This window comes from Achromobacter sp. JCM 18799, assembly GCF_055395645.1.
In genome coordinates this window covers 949177-968929 of record NZ_AP043866.1, presented here as the reverse complement: position 1 = coordinate 968929, position 19753 = coordinate 949177, and the positions used below count along the sequence as shown (strand labels likewise).

The window sequence follows — 19753 nt, the reverse complement described above, 5'->3', positions numbered from 1 at the left end:
GCCGGCTTCAGGCGCGTGCGTACATCCGCAGGATTCCATGTCCGATCACGCCCTGGCTGAGCGCGTACTGGCTGAATGCGCCCAGCGGCATCGGCCTGCCATGGAAATACCCTTGCGTGACCTGCGCCCCCAATGCGCACACCATGTCGTATTCCTCCTGGGTTTCGATGCCTTCGGCCACCACCGTCATGTCCAGCGACCGCGCCATCTCCACGGTGCAGGCCAGGACGTCCTGGGCGTGCCGATGGCGGCCCGCACGGGAGATCAGGTCGCGATCTATCTTCAGTTCGTCGAAAGGCGCGCACAGCAGCCGGTCGAGCGAGGAATCGCCGGTGCCGAAGTCATCGATCGCGCAACTGAAGCCGCGCAGGCGCAGTTGCGTGACGGCCCCAGCCAACGCCCCATTGGAACGGGCGCCTCCGTCCTCGGTGATCTCGATGACGATGCGGCTCGGATCCACGCCGGCGAACTCGGCGCGGTCGGCCACGTCCTGCGCCCAGCAGATGGAACTTGCAACGGTCGCCGGCACGTTGATGCTGATGACGCAATCGGGCCGGTTGCCGAGTTCGCGCAGCGCCTCGAAGGCGCGCGCCAGCATGTGGTCGGTCAGCGATCCGAGCAAGCCGGCTGACTCGAAAGCCGGCAGGAACGCGGCCGGAGGAATCATCGTGCCGTCGTCGGCGACCCAGCGGGCCAGCATTTCGGCGCCGCGCAGCTCGCCCGTCGAGACGCAATGCTGCGGCTGGAAGTATGCGGTGATCTCGCGCTGCGCCAGGGCGCGGCGCAGGCGTTCGGCGTCCAGGCCGGCCAGCGCCACGCTGCTGCTCTGCGCCGCGGCGCGCAGCGTCGCCGCGCCATCGGCCAGCGCCGTCCGGGCCAGGGATTCGATCATTGCAATCAGGCAGGCCGCTTCCAGCGGCTTGCCCAACGCGGCAATGATGGGCAGGCCGCGATTCCTGGCGTAGGCCGCCGCGGCCTGCAGGATCCGGGACGGATGGCTGCTGGCGATCGCGATGCCGCCGCAGCCGCCGGCCTCGGCCAGCGCGTCGATCATCTGCAGCCCGGTGCGGTCCGTCATGTCGAGGTCGACGATGACCAGATCCCACTGCCGCTGCTGGATCGCCGCCACGGCCGACGCGCCGTCGTGCGCCACCGCCACCTCGGGCACGCCGATCTTGCCCAGCATCCGCGTCAGCGCGGAGCGTTGGAGTTCGTCTTGATCGACAACCAGGGCGGATTTGAGCATGATGTTCCTCATGAACGGCGGGCCCATGACGCTGCGGCAAGGCGCCTGCAGGCGGGAGGCCAGGCAGCGAACTGCCGACGAATTCATTGTTCCACCCGCGGCCGGGAACGGAAATCAGCCGAGTCCTATTTTCCGTTTTTGGCCTGATTGGCTCTATCATGGCGTCACCCATCCCGGCGGAGCCGAACCCAGCATGGCCGCGCACCCCCAAGACGTCCGAGAGTCCGACACCGCCGGCCGGCCATCACGCAGCGCCATCAGCATCCTGAACCGCTACCAGCGCGCCCTGCTGTACGTGGGCGGCGCCGTGACCACCCTGGTGCTGCTGGCCGTCGCCGGCGTCATGGTGTTCTCGCAGGCCAGGGATTACGTCGCGGACCGCTACGCTGGCTTTGTGGTGCGCAAGGCGCTGCTGCAGACGGCGCTGGGCGTGCGCGAGGGAGCCTTCCGCATCGGTCTGTCCCACGAGGAATACGCCTGGCCCGGGCGCGCGTCGGAGGCCGCGCCCGAGCTGGTGCAAGCCTTCGCGCGGCAGCAAGGACGCATGGAGTTCCAGCGCAATCCCAACTTCCCGCCGGTGGTGGCCTTGGCCGACATCGAACCCGGCCGGCCCGCGGCTACCTATCTGCCCTACCTGCACCTGACCGACGAGATCAGCTATTCGGCCGCGGCCTATGCCAAGGCGCTCTCGGTCAGCGGCTTCTTCTACAGCCCCGATCGCAGCTTCCTCGGCGTGGGTCCCATGTCCGAGACCGTGGACCCGCTCACGCTGGTGGGCGCGAAAGACGTCCCGGAACTGATCCGGACGATCGCCCCGGATCTGGGCGACCTGGACTCGCCCGAGGTCCGGCAACGCCTGATGGCGGCGGGCGGACCTCGCTGGCTGCCGCCGGCCATCGACCCGCTGACGCGCAAGCTGTCCCTGCGGCTGTACCAGGCAGCCAGCAGCGAGGGCCGGATATTCGCCATTTTCGTCGCGATCTACCCTGCCGATACGCTCAGCGCCTACCTGGCGACAACGCGCTACGAGGAAGCCAGCCTGCTGGTCGACCAGGACGGCCGCCAGCTCCTGGTCGACCAGCAGGGCGAGCAGGACGCCGCGTTCGCCGGCAGAGTCGTGCGCGCGTCGCTGCAGACGCCGTTCAAGCCCTCGGAGCTGAGCTACCGCGACGGTCTGTTCATCCTGAGCGACCGGGTATTGGAATCTGGGTGGCGCCTGACCTATGCTTTTTCCTGGCGCACCATCGTTGCCGACCTGTGGCCGCGGCTGGCGAGCTATGCGGTCGCGACGCTGCTGATGGTGGCGTTCGTCTGGGGCGTGCTGCTGTTGCTCGACCGCAAGGTCTTCAGGCCCGGCTATGCCCGCTCCCAACGCATCTTCGAAAGCGAAAACCTGAACCGCACCATGGTCGCCACCGCGCCCTCGGGGCTTGCCCTGCTGTCGCTGAACACGGGCGAAGTGCTACTGCAGAACGAGGTCATGCAGGACTACGCCGCCAGCGGCGCGCCCGGCAGCCCGCCCCTGCATTCGCGCCTGCTCGCCCAGTATCACGACGCTTCGGAAGCGGCCGGCTGGCATGCCGGCCTGGAACTCGCCTACCCGCGCGCCGACGGCAGCCGCAGCGATCTGCTGGTAAGCGCGGTGCGCACCAAATATCAGGGGGTGGAGGTATTGCTCTGCAACTTCACCGACATCACCGCCCGCAAGCAGCTCGAGCAAAAACTGGAAGAGGCCCGCGTCGCGGCAGACACGGCGAACCAGGCAAAGTCCGCCTTCCTGGCCACCATGATCCATGAGATCCGCACGCCGCTAAACGCCATCCTGGGCAATCTCGAACTGCTGGAGCGCTCCGGCCTCTCGGCGCCGCAGAGCGAGCGCCTGCACGCCGTCACCTCGTCCTCGGCGACCTTGCTGGACATCATCAACGACATCCTGGATTTCTCCAAGGTCGAGTCCGGCCAGATGAGCGTGGAGTCCATTCCGTTCGACTTGGCCGAGGTCGCCCGCCAGGTCATCGCCGTCTTCACGCCGGCCGCGCAGGCCAAGGGGCTGGAGCTGGACTGCAGCATCGACGACGGCCTGGCGCCGCGCTATCTGGGCGACCCGACGCGCATCCGCCAAATCATGTTCAACCTGGTCGGCAATGCTATCAAATTCACCTCCCGCGGCGATGTGCTCCTTGAGGTCTACCGCCAGGATGACAACGCCCCCGACACGCCGATCGTGATCGGCGTCAGCGACACCGGCATCGGCATGACGCCGGCGCAGCAGGCCACGCTGTTCCGGCCGTTCACCCAGGCGGATTCCTCCATCGCCCGGCGCTATGGCGGCACCGGGCTAGGCCTGGCGCTGTGCGGCCGGTTGGCGGCGCTGATGCGCGGCGGTATTGCCGTCACCAGCGCGCCACAGCAAGGCAGCACGTTCCTCGTGACCCTGCCCCTGCGCGCCGCGCCCGCTGAAGTCCAGGAAACCCCTGCCGCCGATGACGCCGCGGCCTGGCATCAGGACCAGCCCATCACCGCCCGCATCCTGGTGACGGACGACAATCCCGCCAATCGGGAACTGATGAAGATGCAGCTCGAAACGCTGGGCTACCAGACAGACCTCGCCGCGGACGGCAGCGCCGCCCTCGGACGCTACATGGAGCAAGCCTATGACCTGGTGATCACGGACGTGAACATGCCGGGCATGGACGGCTACGCCGTGGCTCGCTGCCTGCGCGCGCAGGGCGCGCAGGTGCCCATCATCGCCTACACCGCCCACGTCGGCGCGCAGGAACACCAGCAATGCCGCGATGCCGGCATTGACGCGGTGCTGGTCAAGCCGCTGCTGCTGGGCAAGCTGGACGCGGCGATCCGGCGCCTGCTGCGTCCAGGCGCAGCGCCTGCCGCCGGCCCGCGCGCCCGGGACGAAATCGCGCAAGGCCCGCTGCCCGCACGCGTGCATGAGGCTCTGGTCCTGTCATTGCGGCAATCGCTCGCGGCCATCCGCAAGGAACTCGCCGCGATCCGCGCCGGCAATGATTCCCAGGAGACCGAGGCGGGCGCGCATCTGCACTCCTTGCGCGGAGCCTGCGCCATGATTCACGAGACGGCGCTCGCCGACCTGTGCGCGCAAATGGAAGAGCTGGCTCGCAGCCGGCGCACCGGAGCCCTGGCCGACGCCCTGGATGCCTTCGAACCCCTGGCAGAGGCGGCGCTGACAAGGCGCAAACCCCGCGACCCGGAAAAATAGGCTTAGTCCTATCCCGAACGGGCCCGCAATCGGACCTGGCTGCTTATCCGCCAGCGCGCGCGCCCATAAAGTCTGTGCTGCGCCGCCTCGACGCGCCTGGCGGCCACGCCAGCTTTGCTCCTACCCTGTTCCATGATGAAGCCACTCAATCTACGCGTCATGGTCGCCGACGACCATCCCGCCGTACGCGCCGGCGTGCAGCACACGCTGGCTACCAGCAGCACCGTATCCGTGATCGGCGCGGCCCGCGACTCCTCCGAACTGATGGAGATGCTGGGCCGGCATCCGTGCGAAGTCCTGATCTCCGACTACTCCATGCCCGGCGGACGGTTCGGCGACGGCATCACGCTGTTCGGCTTGATCCGCCAGCGCTACCCCGCCCTGAAGATCGTGGTGCTGACCATGCTGGAAAGCCCGGGCATCGTGCATTCGCTCTTGAACCTCGGCATTCCCGCCGTCCTCAGCAAGTCCGATTCGCTGAATCATCTATTGCCGGCGATACACGGCGCCCACGCCAACGGCCGCTATCTTTCGCCGCGGATCTCCGAGCTGGCAAACGCCCTGGACCGCGGCGACTACGGCATCCACATGCTGACCCGGCGCGAGCTGGAAGTGGTGCGCCTGTTCGTGTCCGGCCTGACGATCAATGAAATCGCCGAGCGCCTGCACCGCAGCAAGAAGACCATCAGCACGCAGAAAGGCACAGCCATGCTCAAGCTGGGATTGGAGCGCGACATCGAACTGCTGCGTTACGGGATCGAATCGGGACTGATCAGCGCCAGCCCTTCCTCCGGCCCTGCCGGCGCAACCCAGGAAGCCGCGTCGGCGTAAGCCCATGCGCGCCCGGGCCTCAGCCCGGCGTGCCTGAATCCTGCTGTTGCCCCGCCGGAGCGGATTCCTCGGCCAGCGTGGCGGTCAGGCCGTTCTCCATTGCATACCGGAACAGGTCGACCTCGCGCTCGATGCCGAGCTTTTCCATGGCCTTGGCTTTCTGGGTGCTGATGGTCTTCTTGCTGCGGTGCAGGCGCTCGGCGATTTCGTTGATGGTGAGGCCCGAGGCATACAGCCGCACGACCTCTGATTCGCGCTGGCTCAGCACGCTTTCGGCATTTCGCCCGCGCCGGTTCCAGTCTATGCCCTGGATCACCTTGTTGGCGCTGGGCGAGTAGTACTTCCCGCCGGTGTGGGCGGCATGGATGGCCGGGATCAAATGCGCCAGCGCGTCGGACTTGCTGACAATGCCGCCTATGCCCAGCGTCACCAGCGTGTGCATGACCGCGGCATTGTCCAGCATGGTCAGCACCACCAGCTTCAGCTGCGGATAACGCCGCTGCAGCAAGCCGAACAGCGAAGCCCCATCGCCGAAATCGCCGGCGGGCATGGAGTAGTCGGACACCACCACATCGCAAGGAACGCGATCCAGCAGCGCGACCAGTTCGGTGGAGTTGGCCGCCGCGCCCACCAGCGAAATCGTAGCCACCTCGGCCAGCGCGTGCTGCACGCCCGCCACCATGCCGGGATGGTCGTCCGCCAGCATCACCTTGATCTTGAATTCGTCCATGCCCGAGTCTCTAGGGACTGTTCGTCTGAAAAGGAGCCTTTGCGCAAGGTCCCGGGCCGGCGCTCATTGGCCGGCCCGATAGATAAGTCTTCGCGGCCGAGGCTAGTCGTAGGCCAGCGTGACGATGGCCCTGGCCGGCCCCGCCGCAGGATGCGACCGGCTCGCTGTCAGCGCCAGCGCGCCGCCGCCCGCAGGCAGATGACAGGCCGCGGCCGGCTGCATGCGCACGCCCGGGCAAGCCAAGCCGTACGACGCCGAATCCAGGTTCCGCAGGCTCACGGTCGCGCTGCTGCGTTCGACCCGGGCGCCCTGGAACCGCAGAGCGGCTCCGTCCGGCGCCTGCCGCAGATCGCGCGTAAACGAAGCTGCGGACACTCCCCCTGTGAACGTGATGGTTCCCGATGCGGCATGAGCCGCCATGGGTATCACACCCGCCGCCAACACGCCTGCCATGACCATACGAACAGAAACCCTCGCAGGATGCCTCATGTCAACTCCTCAACAATTGCGGCAGGGGCGCCGCAAATTCTTCCTTGCAGTCCCGACAAGGGCCGCCGGCCGTCGCGAGCCCGGACCACGCCGCGCATGCCGGCGCTGGATGGGCGTGGCGGTCCGCAGCCTGCCCCCAGTCCTGCCCCATGCCGAATTCATAAGCCCAGTCCTAGTGTGGTGTCTCAAAAATAGATAGAACTATTTTGACCGGTGTTGGTCGAATCAGCTTCCTTATAGGAGACTACGCTGATGGCCCACCCTGGACGCCCCGCCACGAAGCTGCAGATCACCGATGCCGAGCGCGCAGAGCTGCATGCGCGACTGCGCGTACGCAAAGCGCCCGAGGACGAGAAGCTGCGCATGCGAATCGTGCTGGGCTGCGCAGATGGGGAGTCGGGCACCATGATTGCCCAACGCTTGGGCACGACGGTGCAAACTGTCTCCAAGTGGCGGCGGCGCTACCGGGCGTATCGTCTGGCGGGTTTGACCGATGCCCCGCGCGCTGGCCGCCCGCGCAGTGTGGGCGACGAGCAGGTTCAGCTCATTGTGGACAAGGTTCGCCAGAGCAAGCCTGACAACGCCACGCACTGGAGCGTGCGCCAGATGAGTCGGCACGCTGGCGTATCGCCCGCGACGGTGCAGCGCATCTGGCATGCCTTTGGGCTGAAGCCGCACCTGCAAGAAACCTTCAAGCTATCGACGGATCCCCATTTCGTGGACAAGGTACGGGATGTGGTGGGGCTGTATATGGCACCACCCGATCGCGCCTTGGTGCTGTGCGTGGACGAGAAGAGCCAGATCCAGGCTCTGGATCGCACCCAACCAGGGTTACCACTGACGTTTGGCAAACCCAGCACGCGCACGCACGATTACAAGCGCCATGGCACAACGTCGCTGTTTGCAGCGCTGGATGTGGCCACTGGCAAAGTCATAGGACAGCTCAAGCGCCGTCACCGCAGTGTGGAATTCCTGCAGTTCCTCAAAGCCATCGATGCAGCGGTGCCTGGCGAACAAGACATCCACCTGATCATGGACAACTACGGCACGCACAAGACGCAGGCAGTGCGGGCCTGGCTAGCAGCCCATCCTCGCTACCACGTTCACTTCACGCCCACCTCAGCGTCCTGGCTCAATCTGGTCGAGCGTTTCTTTAGCCAGATCAGCGAGCAGTGGATCAAGCGCAGCGCCCACACCAGCGTTGCTCAGCTGGAGCAATCCATACGGGAATACATTGATCGTCACAACGAGGATCCCAAGCCGTTCGTGTGGCATAAAAGTGCGGACACCATCTTGGCATCTGTGGCGCGGGCAGCGAGTACCATTATTTGATGATTACTTTTGAGACACCACACTAGTTCATTGGGCTTGGATATAGGGCTAGTCTGAATACTGCAAAACAAATGCAAATATAGCCCTGAAAACGGATTGCAAGCCGGGTTTTCATGGGATTCTTCGCGTCTGCATCAAGCGCGCCACACGTCCACGCGCGCGACCCATACCGAAAGACCGATATGCCTAACTCCACCGCCATGGCCAGCCTTGGCGATACGCAAGACCTGCTCAGCGCGGGGATGCAACACGACAGGGAACTCAGCCTCCTCGCCCGCTATCACTCCGTGATGCTGTTCGGCGGCGGCATGGTGCTGTCCGTTCTGATCGTGCTTGCGGCCTGTCTGGTCCTGTACAACGCGGCGCATGCCGCCATCGCCAGGCTGCACACGGAACTCGCCGCGCACCAGTCTCTCGTGAGCCTGGATCTCGAAGGCAAGCAGACCGCCATGCGGCGCGGCGTCATCAATGCCGAACTGCTATGGCAGGCGCGGCCCGCCCCCACGCCTGAAAATGAAGCCGCGTTGCGCGCCGGCCATGGCCGGGTCCGCTTGCAGGCCAGCGCCGGGCTTACGCCCATTCTGGCGGTGGCCGACACGGCCGCGGCATCGTCCGCCGACGAACACGCCCGCTACCTCGGCATGCTGGGACTGCAGGCCTATACGGCGACCGCCAGCCAACAGGAAAGAAAGTCGCCGCTGATGGCATATGGATACAGCCCCGACCTGCGCTTCCTGGCCTTGATGCCCGCGCCGCGCCTGGATTTTCCGCAACTGCTGGAGCGCGTCGGCGCCTCGGACACCGCTGGCCTCATCAGCCGCCTGTCCTATGACCTGGCCGTCTTGAAGGATCCGGACGCGGCCGCGCTATGGGCCTCTACGCGCCGCATCCTGTGGCAAGCGCCGGCGGTCAACCCGTTGACCGGGCAGAACGTGATCAAGCTGGTCGAACCCGCATTCGACGGCCTGCAGCCGTTCATGATCTTCGTGAGCGACTATCCGGTCGGCGCCTTGGCCGCGCGCCTGGACGCGATCCCGGACAGCACCGCCGTGGCGCTGGTGGATGGCGACGGCCGCATCCTGCTTGAGACCGACCGCGGGCGGCCCATCGCTCACTCCTATGGACCGGTGCGCACGGCGCTGGCGTCCGGCTCCTGGAAGCCCACTGCGACGGAGCCGCAGACGCGCTACCAGCATGGCGTCTTCAACGTCAGCGGCCCGCTGCTGGACACCGGCTGGACCCTGGTGTACGCCTACTCCTGGCGCACCGTCGTCGCCGCGCTCCTGCCCAGCCTGGCGCTGTACCTGACCGTGACCATCCTGCTGCTCAGCACGCTCTGGGCACTGTTGCTGTGGTTCCACCGCAAGGCGCTGGTCCCTGTGTACCGCCGCTCGCGGCACGTGTTCGAAAGCGAGCACATGAATCGCTCCATCATCGCATCGGCGCAGTTCGGCGTGGGCCTGGTCTCGTGCGCGAGCGGCGAGGCGCTGCTGCAGAACGCGATGATGGAGCGCTACGCCGCCCGGGCCGCGGCCGGCGTGTCGCTGCACGGCTTGCTGCGCGACTGTCATGCCCGCGGCGACCGCGACGCCTGGGTCCAGCGCGACCGAGAAGTCACCCTGAAGCTGGACGACGGCCGCGAGTGCGAACTGCTGGTCAATATCGTCAAGACGCGCTACCACGGCGACGACGTGCTGCTGTGCAGTTTCTCGGACGCGACGGCGCGCAAGGACATCGAGAGGCGGCGCGATGACGCGAGGATCGCCGCCATCGATGCGGCGCGCGCCAAGTCCGTGTTCCTGGCGACCATGAGCCACGAAATCCGCACGCCCTTGAACCTGGTGCTGGGCCATCTGGAACTGCTGGACCGGGATCCGAACGCCGTGGGCCAGGGCGGGCGCCTGCGCACCGTGCGCGAGGCCTCGCGCGCGCTGGTCGATCTGATCAATGACATCCTGGACGTGTCGCGGATGGAGTCCGGGCAGATGACGATCGAGCGCATACCGTTCGATCTGGCGCAGATCGCCGCCCAGGTCGTAGCCATGTTCGAACCCGCCGCCCGCGCCAAGGGGCTGCGGCTGTCGTTCAAGCCCCACAGCGGGCTGGCGCAGTCCTATGCCGGCGATCCGACCCGCATACGCCAGGTCCTGGTGAACCTGGTGGGCAATGCCGTCAAATTCACCGAGGCCGGCGAAGTGGAAATCACCGCGACGCCTGGCCGTGGCCTGGCCGGCGGAACCGGCGTGCAGCTGCGCGTGCGCGACACCGGAATCGGCATGACCACCGAGCAGGCGGCCCGCGTGTTCACCCTGTATGCGCAGACCGACGGGTCGATCAGCCGCCGTTACGGCGGCACCGGATTGGGATTGCCGATCAGCAAGAAGCTGGTCGAAATGATGGACGGGACGCTGTCCGTCGCCTGCTCAGTCGGGAAAGGCAGCGTCTTCAGCGTGGCGTTGCCGCTGCAAGCCTGCCCACAAACGGCTGACGCGGCGCCACTGTCCGCCGGCCCGGTCGGCCCGCCCGCCACCGCCGCGTCTTGCGGACTGGCGCGCGACATCCGCGTGCTGGTGGTGGACGACCACCCCGCCAACCGCGAGCTGATCCTGGACCAGCTCGCCGCTCTGGGCATCGCCGCCGATGCCGCCGAAGGCGCGGCGGCCGCGATGCGCTGGGTCAGAATGCGCCGCTACGACATGGTGCTGACGGATATCTCCATGCCGGAGATCAACGGCTACGCCCTGGCGCAGTTCCTGCGAGCGCGCGGCCCCGCACTCCCTGTCGTGGCAGTGACGGCGCACGTGGAACCCGACGAACTGCACAGCAGCGCCGCGGACTTTGACGCGATATTGCTCAAGCCCTTGTCGCTACGGGCGCTGCAACGCACGATACGCGAACACATTCCGCAGGCCCGGCTAGGCGACGAATCCCTTGCCTTCACCGACCCGGCGACGCTGCCGCCGGAACCCGCCGTGCTGGCCGCGCTGGACTCCAGCCTGGGCGCCTCGCTGGCGGCGATCCGCGAAGCGCTGACGCGCCCGGACTTCAAAAGCGTGCGCGAACAATGCCACTCGATCCGGGGCGCCTTTTCCATGATAGGCAAGACCGCCGTGGCCGACCTCTGCATGCAGATGGGACAGTATGCCTCGGCGCAGGACCGCCAGAAACTCGAGGAACATCTGCTCAGCCTGGAGACCGCCGCGCGCGCCGCCTTGCGCTGAATCCAGGGTGTTGCCGATTGTCCTGCGGGCCGCAGCCACGTATAACGTCGTCTTGGCCGCCTGCCCGGGAGACGACAGCCCCGGCCGGCGTGGCGTCAACCCGCAACCAGGTGTCATCCCGCATGAAGGCATACTTCCACGACGACCAGAAACTGCACCATCCGCAGACCTATTTCTCGCGCGGCAAGATGCGCACGCCCCAGGAAGTGCCCTCGCGCCTGGACGCGTTGGCCGAGGCCGCGCGCAAGCTGGGCTTTGAGGTGCAGGCGCCGCCCGACCAGGGCGCGGGCGCGATTTCGGCGGTGCACACGCTGGACTACCTGCGCTTTCTGCAAGGAGCGCACGCCGCCTGGAAGCAACTGCCCGACGATTGGGGCGACGAGGTCGTCTCCAACGTCTTCGTGCGCGAACCCAACGCCCTGCGCGGCGTGCTGGCCCAGGCCGCGCGCTACCTGGCCGACGGCAGCTGCCCGGTCGGCCAGCACACCTGGCACTCGGCCTACTGGTCGGCGCAATGCGCCATCGCCGGCGCCGATGCGCTGTTGGCGGGCGAGCGCCACGCCTACGCCATCTGCCGCCCGCCCGGCCACCATGCCCGGCGCGACGCGGCCGGCGGCTTCTGCTACCTGAACAATGCCGCCATCGCCGCGCAGCGCCTGACCTCGCGCTTTCCGCGCGTGGCGATCCTGGACACCGACATGCACCACGGCCAGGGCATCCAGGAGATCTTCTACGAGCGCAGCGACGTGCTGTACGTGTCCATCCACGGCGATCCCGAGAACTTCTACCCTGTCGTCGCCGGCTACGAAGACGAGCGTGGCGCCGGCGCGGGCTACGGCTACAACATCAACCTGCCCATGCCGCATGGGTCTCCGGAATCGGTGTTCTTCGACAAGCTGGCCCAGGCGCGCCGCGCCATCGAACTGTTCCAGCCCGACGCCCTGGTGCTGTCGCTGGGCTTCGACATCTTCGAGAAGGACCCGCAGGCCATGGTCGCGGTCAGCGAAAACGGCTTTGAACGCCTGGGCCGGGAAGTCGGCGGCCTTGCGCTGCCCACCCTGATCGTGCAGGAAGGCGGCTACTACATCGAAGGCCTGGAGTCGAACGCCGCGCGCTTCTTCGGCGGACTGGCTGCCGCCTGATCGCGCACCCCGCCGGCGTCCCGCCGCGGACGCCGGCCGCAAACCCGCTGGCGCGGCGCGAATGCCACGCTAGTGGTTTTCCCTAAAAATGGAAAAGCCCGGTTCACAAGCCGGAGCGCCTCCGGTACATTTCGTCCAGTGGCCTGACCACTGGGCCACCAGATATCCAGACACTCCCGGAGATTCCCCGGGGGCGCCATGCAAGACAAGCCCGGGCAGACCCATTACCCTCTACATCCCGACCATCCACCCGAACGCAACAATGACCTCTCTCCAGGCCGTCGCCTCCACCCGCCTCTACCGCATGATTGCCGACCAGATCGCCGCGCGCATCAAGGCGGGCGACTTCCCCGCGGGCGGGCGGCTGCCGGCCGAGCGTGAACTGGCCGAGCAGTTGCAGGTCAGCCGCGCCTCGGTGCGCGAAGCGCTGATCGCGCTGGAAATCGAAGGTTATGTGGAGGTCCGGGTAGGCACGGGCGTATTCGTGAACCAGGCGCGCGAAGACGGCCAGTACCAGTCGCCGCAACAAGCGCCGGCAGCCGCCAACGGCGTCGAAGCGACCGACATCGGCCCCTTCGACCTGCTGGAAACCCGCCTGCTGCTGGAACCCGAGTGCGCGGCCCTGGCGGCACAGAAGGCATCGCCGGCCCAGATCGCGGCGATCCGCGCGGCGCACGAAGGCATGTCCCTGACCGAATCCCCCAGCGTGCACGACCGCGCCTTCCACAGCGCGATCGGCGCCGCCTGCGGCAACGCGGCGCTGGCGGCGGCAATTTCCCATATCTGGCACCTGAGCACGCTCAGCCCGGTATTCAACCGTCTTGAAGAGCACTTCGTGACCACCAAGGTGTGGAGCGAAGCCCAGCAGGAACACGAACGCATCCTCGCGGCCATTTCCGACCGCGATCCCATCCGCGCGCGCCACGCCATGCACGACCATCTGGTCGGCATCCTGGCCCGCCTGCGGGAAGACTTCGGCAGCGCTGGGATCCGATGATTTGATGAACGCCTGAATCCCGGCCTGACGCCCAGGCCCCTTTCCCTACCGACCCGTGCAAGCACCGCCGGCGCAGAACGCGCCGCCTGCGGCAAGGGGAGCGGCTTGCCCGCCGATACGCAAACAGCAGTTCCGCAGCACCCTCAGTACCCGTAAGTCCCATACCTAAAACACATCAAGGTGAAAACATGCAGCTGACCCGTACCGTGAAGCTTTTGAGCGCGGCGCTATTGGCGCTTGGCGCCCATGCCGCCCAGGCCAACAAGGCTGACAACTCCCTCAACATCGCCTTCGACGCGGCGCCCGCCACGCTGGACGCCTACAAGGAATCGGACCGTCCCGGCCTGGCGCTGGCGCGCATGGTCTTCTCGGGTCTGCTGCAGAAAAACCAGGACACGGGCGAATTCGGCCCGGCCATCGCCACCGGCTACAAGTTCGTGGACGACACCACCATCGAACTGCCGATCCGCAAGGACGTGAAGTTCCATGACGGCTCGTTGCTGACCATCGACGACGTGCTGTACACGCTGAACCTGGTGTCCTCCGAAGGCTACAAGGCACGCTTCCAGAATCAGGTCGCCTGGATTGCCAAGGCCGAGAAGGCTTCCGACGACACGGTCCGCATCAAGATGAAGACGCCCTACCCGCTGGCGCTGGAGATGCTGTCGGAGAACCTGCCGATCTATCCGCGCAAGTACTACGAGGCCAACCAGTCCGACATGGGCGCCAAGCCCATCGGCACCGGTCCCTACCGCCTGGTGGAAAGCCAGCCCGGCAGCCGCTACGTGTACGAGCGCTTCGAGGACTACTTCGGCCCCAAGCCCGCCGTGCAGAAGCTGGTGGTGCGCGTGCTGCCGGACGCCAATACCCAATACGCGGAGATGCTGTCCGGCGGCCTGGACTGGATCTGGCGCGTGCCGCCGGACGTGGCCAAGCGCATGGAAAAGCAGCCGGCCGTCACGGTCAAGAGCAGCAGCATCATGCGCATCAGCTATATCTCGCTGAACCCGCGCGCGGACGACGGCAAGTCGCCGCTGGCCAAGCAGGAAGTGCGCCAGGCCATCAATTACGCCATCGACCGCGAAGCCATCCGCAAAGCCCTGGTGGGCGGCGCCTCCAAGGTGATCAACGCGGCCTGCAACCCGGCGCAGTTCGGTTGCGCCGCCGACGTGCAGTCCTACAAGTTCGACCCGGCCCGCGCCAAGCAGCTGCTGGCCCAGGCCGGCTACCCCAACGGCGTGACCCTGGACCTGGTGATCTCGGCCCCGCCGCGCGCCATCCTGGACGCCGCCGCCGCGCAGATGGCGCAGGCCGGCATCAAGCTGAACCTGGTCGAGCAGCAATACGGCACCGCCATGACCAACTGGCGCGAAGGCAAGATCGCCATGCTGTCGTCCAACTGGGGTTCCTACGGCATCGCCGACGCGGCGCTGTCGACCAGCAACTTCTTCCGCGGCGGCCCGGACGACCAGGCGCGCAATCCGGAAGTCATCAAGTACCTGGAAACCGCCGACACCTCCGTGGACCGCGAGTTGCGCGCCAAGAACTACGCCGCCGCCCAGAAGATCGTGGCCGAACAGGCCTACTGGGTGCCGCTGTGGAACCACTCGCTCAACGCCGTGCAGTCCAAGGACCTGAATTTCTCGGTCGACGGCGACGAGTTCCCGCGTTTCTACAAGGCCCGCTGGAACTGACCGGCCCCGCCGGCGCGGCTGCGTTCCCCAGCCCGAGCGGGCGGGAACGCCGGCCGCTGCGGCGCACTCCGTCATAGGTAAGCCCCATGATTGCATTCCTGTTTCGCCGCCTGGTGGTGTCCGCGCTGCTGGTGGTGTTCGTCTCGCTGATCAGCTTCTCGCTGGTGTTCGCGTCCGGCAATCCGGCCGCGCGCCTGGCCGGTGAAGGCAGCGCCGCCGACGCCGCCCGCCTGGCCCAGTTGCATGGTTTCAACGATCCCATCCTGGTGCAGTACGGCCGCTGGCTGGCCGGCGTCGCCCGCGGCGACTTCGGCGACAGCCTGTACTTCAGCCGCCCGGTGGCCGAACTGCTGACCCAGCATTTCCCCGCCACCGCCAAGCTGGGCCTGGCCGCCATGCTGTTCGCGCTGCTGCTGGCGATACCGCTGGGCGTGGCGGCCGGTTTGCGCCGGGGCTCGCTGATCGACCGCGCCACCATGCTGCTGTCGGCTTGCGCCCAGGCCATGCCGCCGTTCTGCCTGGCCTTCCTGCTCATCATCCTTTTCAGCGTGCGCAACCAATGGCTGCCGGCCTCGGGCTTTGACAGCTGGAAGCACTACGTGATGCCGGTGACCGCGCTGGGGCTGTTCGCCATGCCGGCGATGCTGCGGCTGATGAAGTCCGAGATGGAAACCGTGCTGGCCACCGACTACATCCGCACCGCGCGCGCCATGGGCCTGGGCGGCGCCAGCGTGGTACTCAAGTACGCGCTGCGCAACGCCTTGCGGCCGCTGGTATCGCTGGCCGCGGCCCAGATGGGCACGCTGCTGGCCGGTTCCGTCGTCATCGAGACCGTGTTCGCCATCAACGGCGCGGGCCTGCTGGCCTGGACCTCGATCCTGCGCGGCGACTTTCCCACGATGCAGGCGCTGATCCTGATCTTCGCCCTGATCTACATCGTCCTGACCCTCGTCGCCGACCTGATCAACGGTTGGCTCGACCCCCGCGTGCGAGTTTCATCATGAGCAGCGTCATCGCCTCCCCCCTTCCCGTCCGCTCGCGCGGCGCACGCGCGGCCCGCCTGGGCCGCAACCTTGGCCTGGCCGTGCTGGCGCTGCTGGTGCTGGCCGGCCTGCTCGGTCCCTACCTGGTGCCGCACGACCCGTACACGCAAGACCTGCTGGCGCGCCTGCAAGAGCCCGTCTGGGGCGAAGACGGCAGCTGGAACCACACCCTCGGCACCGACCAGCTAGGGCGCGACGTGCTGGCGCGCGCGCTGTACGGCGTGCGCGTGTCGGCGTTGATCGGCCTGTCGGTCGCGCTGATGGGCGGGCTGATCGGCACCACGCTGGGCGTGGCCGCCGGCTACTTCGGCGGCGCCGTGGACCGCATCGTCTCCTTCCTGATCACCGCGCGCCTGGCGCTGCCCATCATCCTGGTGGCGCTGGCCGTGGTGTCGGTGGTGGGCGCCTCGCTCACCGTGGTGGTGCTGGTGCTGGGCCTGCTGCTGTGGGAACGCTATGCGCTGGTGGCCCGCACCATGGCGGCCGGCCTGCGCAACGCCGAGTTCGTCACGGCCTCGCGCCTGCAGGGCTGCACCCACCTGCAGATCATCTGGCGCGACATCCTGCCCAACCTGGTGGGCAACCTGCTCATCATCGGCACCGTGGACGCCGCCATGGCGATCACGCTGGAAGCGTCGCTGTCGTTCCTGGGCCTGGGCGTGCCGGCGCCGATGCCGTCATTGGGCCTGATGATCGCCGAAGGCAAGGAAAACATGCTGTTCCAGCCCTCTCTTGTGGTGATTCCCAGCGTCGTGCTGTTCGTGCTGGTGCTGTGCGTGAACCGCGCCGGCGAATCGCTGCGCGCCGTGCAAATGAAGAAGGGCTGATGCCATGACCGATACCAGCCATCCCTTGCTGCGGGTCCAGGACCTGCACATCGACATCCAGACGCCGACCCAGGTCAAGCACGTGGTACGCGCGGTGGACTTCAGCCTGGAGCGCGGCAAGACGCTGTGCATCGTGGGCGAATCGGGCTGCGGCAAATCGCTGACCGCGCTGGCCCTGCTGGACCTGCTGCCGGCGGCCGCGCGCCGCCGCGTCGCCAAGCTGGAATTCGCGGGCCAGGACTTGAGCGCGCTCACGCCCGCTGAACTCGGGCAGCTGCGCGGCGCGCGCATCGCCATGATCTTCCAGGATCCGATGACCTCGCTGAACCCGGTGTTCCCCATCGGCACCCAGCTGGTCGACGTGCTGCGTCGGCACAAGCGCGTCAGCCGCCGCGCGGCCGAGGAGCGCGCCGAATACCTGCTGCGCCGCGTCGGCATCGCCAATCCGCGCGACCGCATGCGGCAGTATCCCTTTGAACTCTCGGGCGGACTGCGCCAGCGCGTGATGATCGCGATGGCGCTCATGTGCGGCCCCGAGCTGTTGATCGCCGACGAGCCCACCACCGCGCTGGACGTCACCGTGCAGGCCGAGCTGCTGGACCTGTTGCGCGACATCCAGGCCGAGTTCGGCCTGGGGCTGGTGTTCATCTCCCACGACATGGGCCTGGTGGCGCGCATCGCCGACCACGTCATCGTCATGTACGCGGGCGACATCGTCGAAGGCGGCAGCGTGCGCGAGGTGCTGGAACAACCCAGCCATCCCTATACCGCGATGCTGCTGAACTGCATCCCCCAGCCCGGACGCACCGCGCCGCGCGCCGACCTGCCCACCATCGCCGGCGCCGTGCCCTCGCTGGACACCGCCATCCGCGGCTGCGCCTTCCGCGAACGCTGCCCGGCGGCGGAAGCCCGCTGCGCCCAGCCCTTTCCCGCGCGCGTGCAGGGCGGACACCGCTGCCTGTGCATCAAACCCGGCGCCCTGCGCCTAGGAGCCACGGCATGAGCAGCCCGACCGCCTCTTCCGCCAGCATCAGCCTGAACGCGCTGTGTTTCCAGTACGGCCGCGCCGGCCTGTTCTCGCGCCGGCCCGCGCCGCGCATCCTGCATGACATCGACCTGCACGTGCCCGCCGGCCAGACCATCGGCCTCGTTGGTGAATCCGGCAGCGGCAAGTCCACCATCGCCAAGCTGATGCTGGGCCTGTTGGCGCCCACGCAAGGCCAGGCGCTGCTGGACGGCAAGCCGCTGGCCGCGATGCCGGCCCGCGCCCGCGCCCGCCGCATCCAGATGGTGTTCCAGGATCCGTATTCCTCGCTCAACCCGCGCCGCACCATCAACGAAATCCTGACCGCGCCTCTGCGCACGCATGGCATCGGCAATGCGGCCTCGCAGGCCGCCGCGGTGCGCCGCATGATGGATGCCGTGGGCCTGGTGCCGGCCTTCGCCGCGCGCTATCCGCGCGAGCTGTCCGGCGGCCAGCGCCAGCGCGTGGCCATCGCGCGCGCCCTGATGCTGGAGCCGCAGCTGCTGATCTGCGACGAACCCACTTCGGCGCTGGACGTGTCGGTGCAGGCGCAAATCCTGAACCTCTTGATGGAGCTGCAACGCGAACGCCGCCTGGGCTATCTGTTCATCAGCCACAACCTGGCCGTGGTGCAACACATCGCCGACGAAATCGTGGTGCTGCAAGGCGGCCGCGTGGTCGAACGCGGCCCTGCCAGCCAGGTATATTTCGAGCCGGTCCACCCGTACACGCGGCAGCTCATCGGCGCCACCCTGGCGGTGCCGCAGGCGCAGGAGCTCGCGGCATGAACCCGCAAGGCGAACGCCACCTGCTGCTGGTCGGCAACGACCAAAAGGTCACCTGGGACGACGGCCAGATCCGTTTCCTGGCCCCCGGCAACGACAGCCTGTGCGTCTACGATGCCGGCGCGAATCCCGCCGTGCCCGAACTGGTCGCCACCTTGCCGCTGCCGAATTCGCTGTTCGGCCCGCCGGTCAACCTGGCGGTCACGCCGGACCAGTGCCTGGGCCTGATCGCGGACTCCATGGACTGGCGCGCGCGCGCCGACGGCGCGGGCTGGCAGCCCGAACCGGGCCGCGGCCTGTATGTGATCGACCTGCAAGCCAATCCGCCCGCCATCGTGCAGCGGCTGGAGATTGGGCTGCAGCCTTCGGGCCTGTCCATCAACCGCGCCGGCACGCTGGCGCTGGTGGCCAACAAGGCCGGCCGTTCCGTGTCGGTGCTGCGCATTGCGGACAAGCGCGCCGAGGTCTGCGGCGAAGTGGACGTGGGCACCCCTGTCGTGGCGGTGTCATTTTCCGCCGACGGCCGCCGCGCCTTCGTGGTCAAGACCGACACCCATCGCCTGGGGGTGCTGCGTATCGACGAGAGCGGCGCGGCGCCCCTCGTGACCCACGATCCCGCCGAAGACCTGACCACCGGCCTGGTGCCGTTCAACCTGGTGGTGTCGCCCGACGGCGCGCTGGCGCTGGTGGTGGACATGGGCAGCCCGACCGCGTCGGACGGCCATGCGGATTCGGTCAGCGTGGTGGACCTGCGCGCCGATCCGCCCCGCGTGATCGACCGCCTCATGGTCGAGGACGGCCCGGAAGGCATCGCCATCAGTCCCGACGGACGCCATGCCGCGGTCGCCATCGTGCAAGGTTCGAACAACCCGTCCAGCGCCTGGTTCCACCACCCGCGCGGACAGATTATTTTGCTGCGCATCGACGGCCAGTCCGTGACCCGCGCCGGCGCCATCGAGGTCGGCGCGCTGCCCGAGGGCGTGGCCTTCAGCCCCGACAGCCGCTACCTCTACGTCGGCAATTTCCTGGATGCCGAAATGCAGGTTCTCGCCGTGGACGACCACGGCCTGAGCGACACCGGCACCCGCATCGCCCTGCCCGGACGGCCCGCTTCGATGCGCGCCCAATCCTACTGACCCTACCCATCCCACCCCGCT

General features: G+C 67.4%; 15 protein-coding genes. 12 read left to right on the top strand and 3 right to left on the bottom strand.

Annotated features, from left to right (window positions below; all coding sequences use genetic code 11):
• Positions 1–7: 7 nt before the first annotated feature.
• Positions 8–1246 (bottom strand): EAL domain-containing response regulator, encoded by a 1239-nt coding sequence (locus ACZ5YA_RS04715; RefSeq protein WP_464092106.1) that lies wholly within the window; start codon positions 1244–1246, stop codon positions 8–10.
• Between the two features lie 193 nt (positions 1247–1439).
• Between ACZ5YA_RS04715 and ACZ5YA_RS04710 the strand changes: the two genes are divergently transcribed.
• Both ACZ5YA_RS04710 and ACZ5YA_RS04705 read left to right on the top strand, forming a co-directional pair.
• Entirely contained in the window at positions 1440–4481 is a 3042-nt protein-coding gene (locus ACZ5YA_RS04710) for a hybrid sensor histidine kinase/response regulator (protein ID WP_464092105.1), read from the top strand.
• 132 nt (positions 4482–4613) lie between these two features.
• Positions 4614–5312 carry a response regulator gene (locus ACZ5YA_RS04705; protein WP_059379757.1) on the top strand — a complete coding sequence of 233 codons (699 nt, stop codon included), beginning with the start codon at positions 4614–4616 and terminating at the stop codon, positions 5310–5312.
• A gap of 19 nt (positions 5313–5331) precedes the next feature.
• Here the strand turns inward: ACZ5YA_RS04705 and ACZ5YA_RS04700 are convergent, their stop codons facing one another.
• Positions 5332–6042, bottom strand: a complete 711-nt coding sequence (locus ACZ5YA_RS04700; RefSeq protein ID WP_059379756.1) for a response regulator — start codon at positions 6040–6042, stop codon at positions 5332–5334.
• Between the two features lie 102 nt (positions 6043–6144).
• Positions 6145–6321, bottom strand: coding sequence for a hypothetical protein (locus ACZ5YA_RS04695; protein ID WP_280015569.1), 177 nt, complete (start codon positions 6319–6321; stop codon positions 6145–6147).
• Between the two features lie 462 nt (positions 6322–6783).
• Between ACZ5YA_RS04695 and ACZ5YA_RS04690 the strand changes: the two genes are divergently transcribed.
• The 10 genes from ACZ5YA_RS04690 to ACZ5YA_RS04645 all read left to right on the top strand — a co-directional run bounded on the left by ACZ5YA_RS04690 (position 6784) and on the right by ACZ5YA_RS04645 (position 19732).
• Positions 6784–7863: an IS630 family transposase gene (locus ACZ5YA_RS04690; protein ID WP_005801445.1), complete on the top strand. Its 1080-nt coding sequence runs from the start codon at positions 6784–6786 to the stop codon at positions 7861–7863.
• Positions 7864–8045: 182 nt separating this feature from the next.
• Positions 8046–11084: an ATP-binding protein gene (locus tag ACZ5YA_RS04685; protein WP_464092104.1), complete on the top strand. Its 3039-nt coding sequence runs from the start codon at positions 8046–8048 to the stop codon at positions 11082–11084.
• Between the two features lie 122 nt (positions 11085–11206).
• Entirely contained in the window at positions 11207–12226 is a 1020-nt protein-coding gene (locus tag ACZ5YA_RS04680; RefSeq protein WP_059379753.1) for a histone deacetylase family protein, read from the top strand.
• Between the two features lie 262 nt (positions 12227–12488).
• The gene (locus ACZ5YA_RS04675) at positions 12489–13223 is read left to right on the top strand and encodes a FadR/GntR family transcriptional regulator (protein WP_059379752.1); all 735 of its coding nucleotides are present in this window, start codon (positions 12489–12491) and stop codon (positions 13221–13223) included.
• A gap of 188 nt (positions 13224–13411) precedes the next feature.
• Positions 13412–14917 (top strand): ABC transporter substrate-binding protein, encoded by a 1506-nt coding sequence (locus tag ACZ5YA_RS04670; RefSeq protein ID WP_054454475.1) that lies wholly within the window; start codon positions 13412–13414, stop codon positions 14915–14917.
• Between the two features lie 86 nt (positions 14918–15003).
• Positions 15004–15921 (top strand): ABC transporter permease, encoded by a 918-nt coding sequence (locus ACZ5YA_RS04665; RefSeq protein ID WP_059379751.1) that lies wholly within the window; start codon positions 15004–15006, stop codon positions 15919–15921.
• Entirely contained in the window at positions 15918–16787 is an 870-nt protein-coding gene (locus tag ACZ5YA_RS04660) for an ABC transporter permease (RefSeq protein ID WP_464092103.1), read from the top strand. The genes ACZ5YA_RS04665 and ACZ5YA_RS04660 overlap by 4 nt, the downstream gene beginning before the upstream one ends.
• A 4-nt stretch (positions 16788–16791) precedes the next feature.
• Positions 16792–17790: an ABC transporter ATP-binding protein gene (locus tag ACZ5YA_RS04655; protein WP_464092102.1), complete on the top strand. Its 999-nt coding sequence runs from the start codon at positions 16792–16794 to the stop codon at positions 17788–17790.
• Positions 17787–18599 carry an ATP-binding cassette domain-containing protein gene (locus ACZ5YA_RS04650; RefSeq protein ID WP_464092101.1) on the top strand — a complete coding sequence of 271 codons (813 nt, stop codon included), beginning with the start codon at positions 17787–17789 and terminating at the stop codon, positions 18597–18599. The genes ACZ5YA_RS04655 and ACZ5YA_RS04650 overlap by 4 nt, the downstream gene beginning before the upstream one ends.
• A complete protein-coding gene (locus ACZ5YA_RS04645) occupies positions 18596–19732 on the top strand; it encodes a YncE family protein (RefSeq protein WP_464092100.1) in 1137 nt (378 codons plus the stop codon). The genes ACZ5YA_RS04650 and ACZ5YA_RS04645 overlap by 4 nt, the downstream gene beginning before the upstream one ends.
• The last annotated feature ends 21 nt before the right edge of the window (positions 19733–19753 follow it).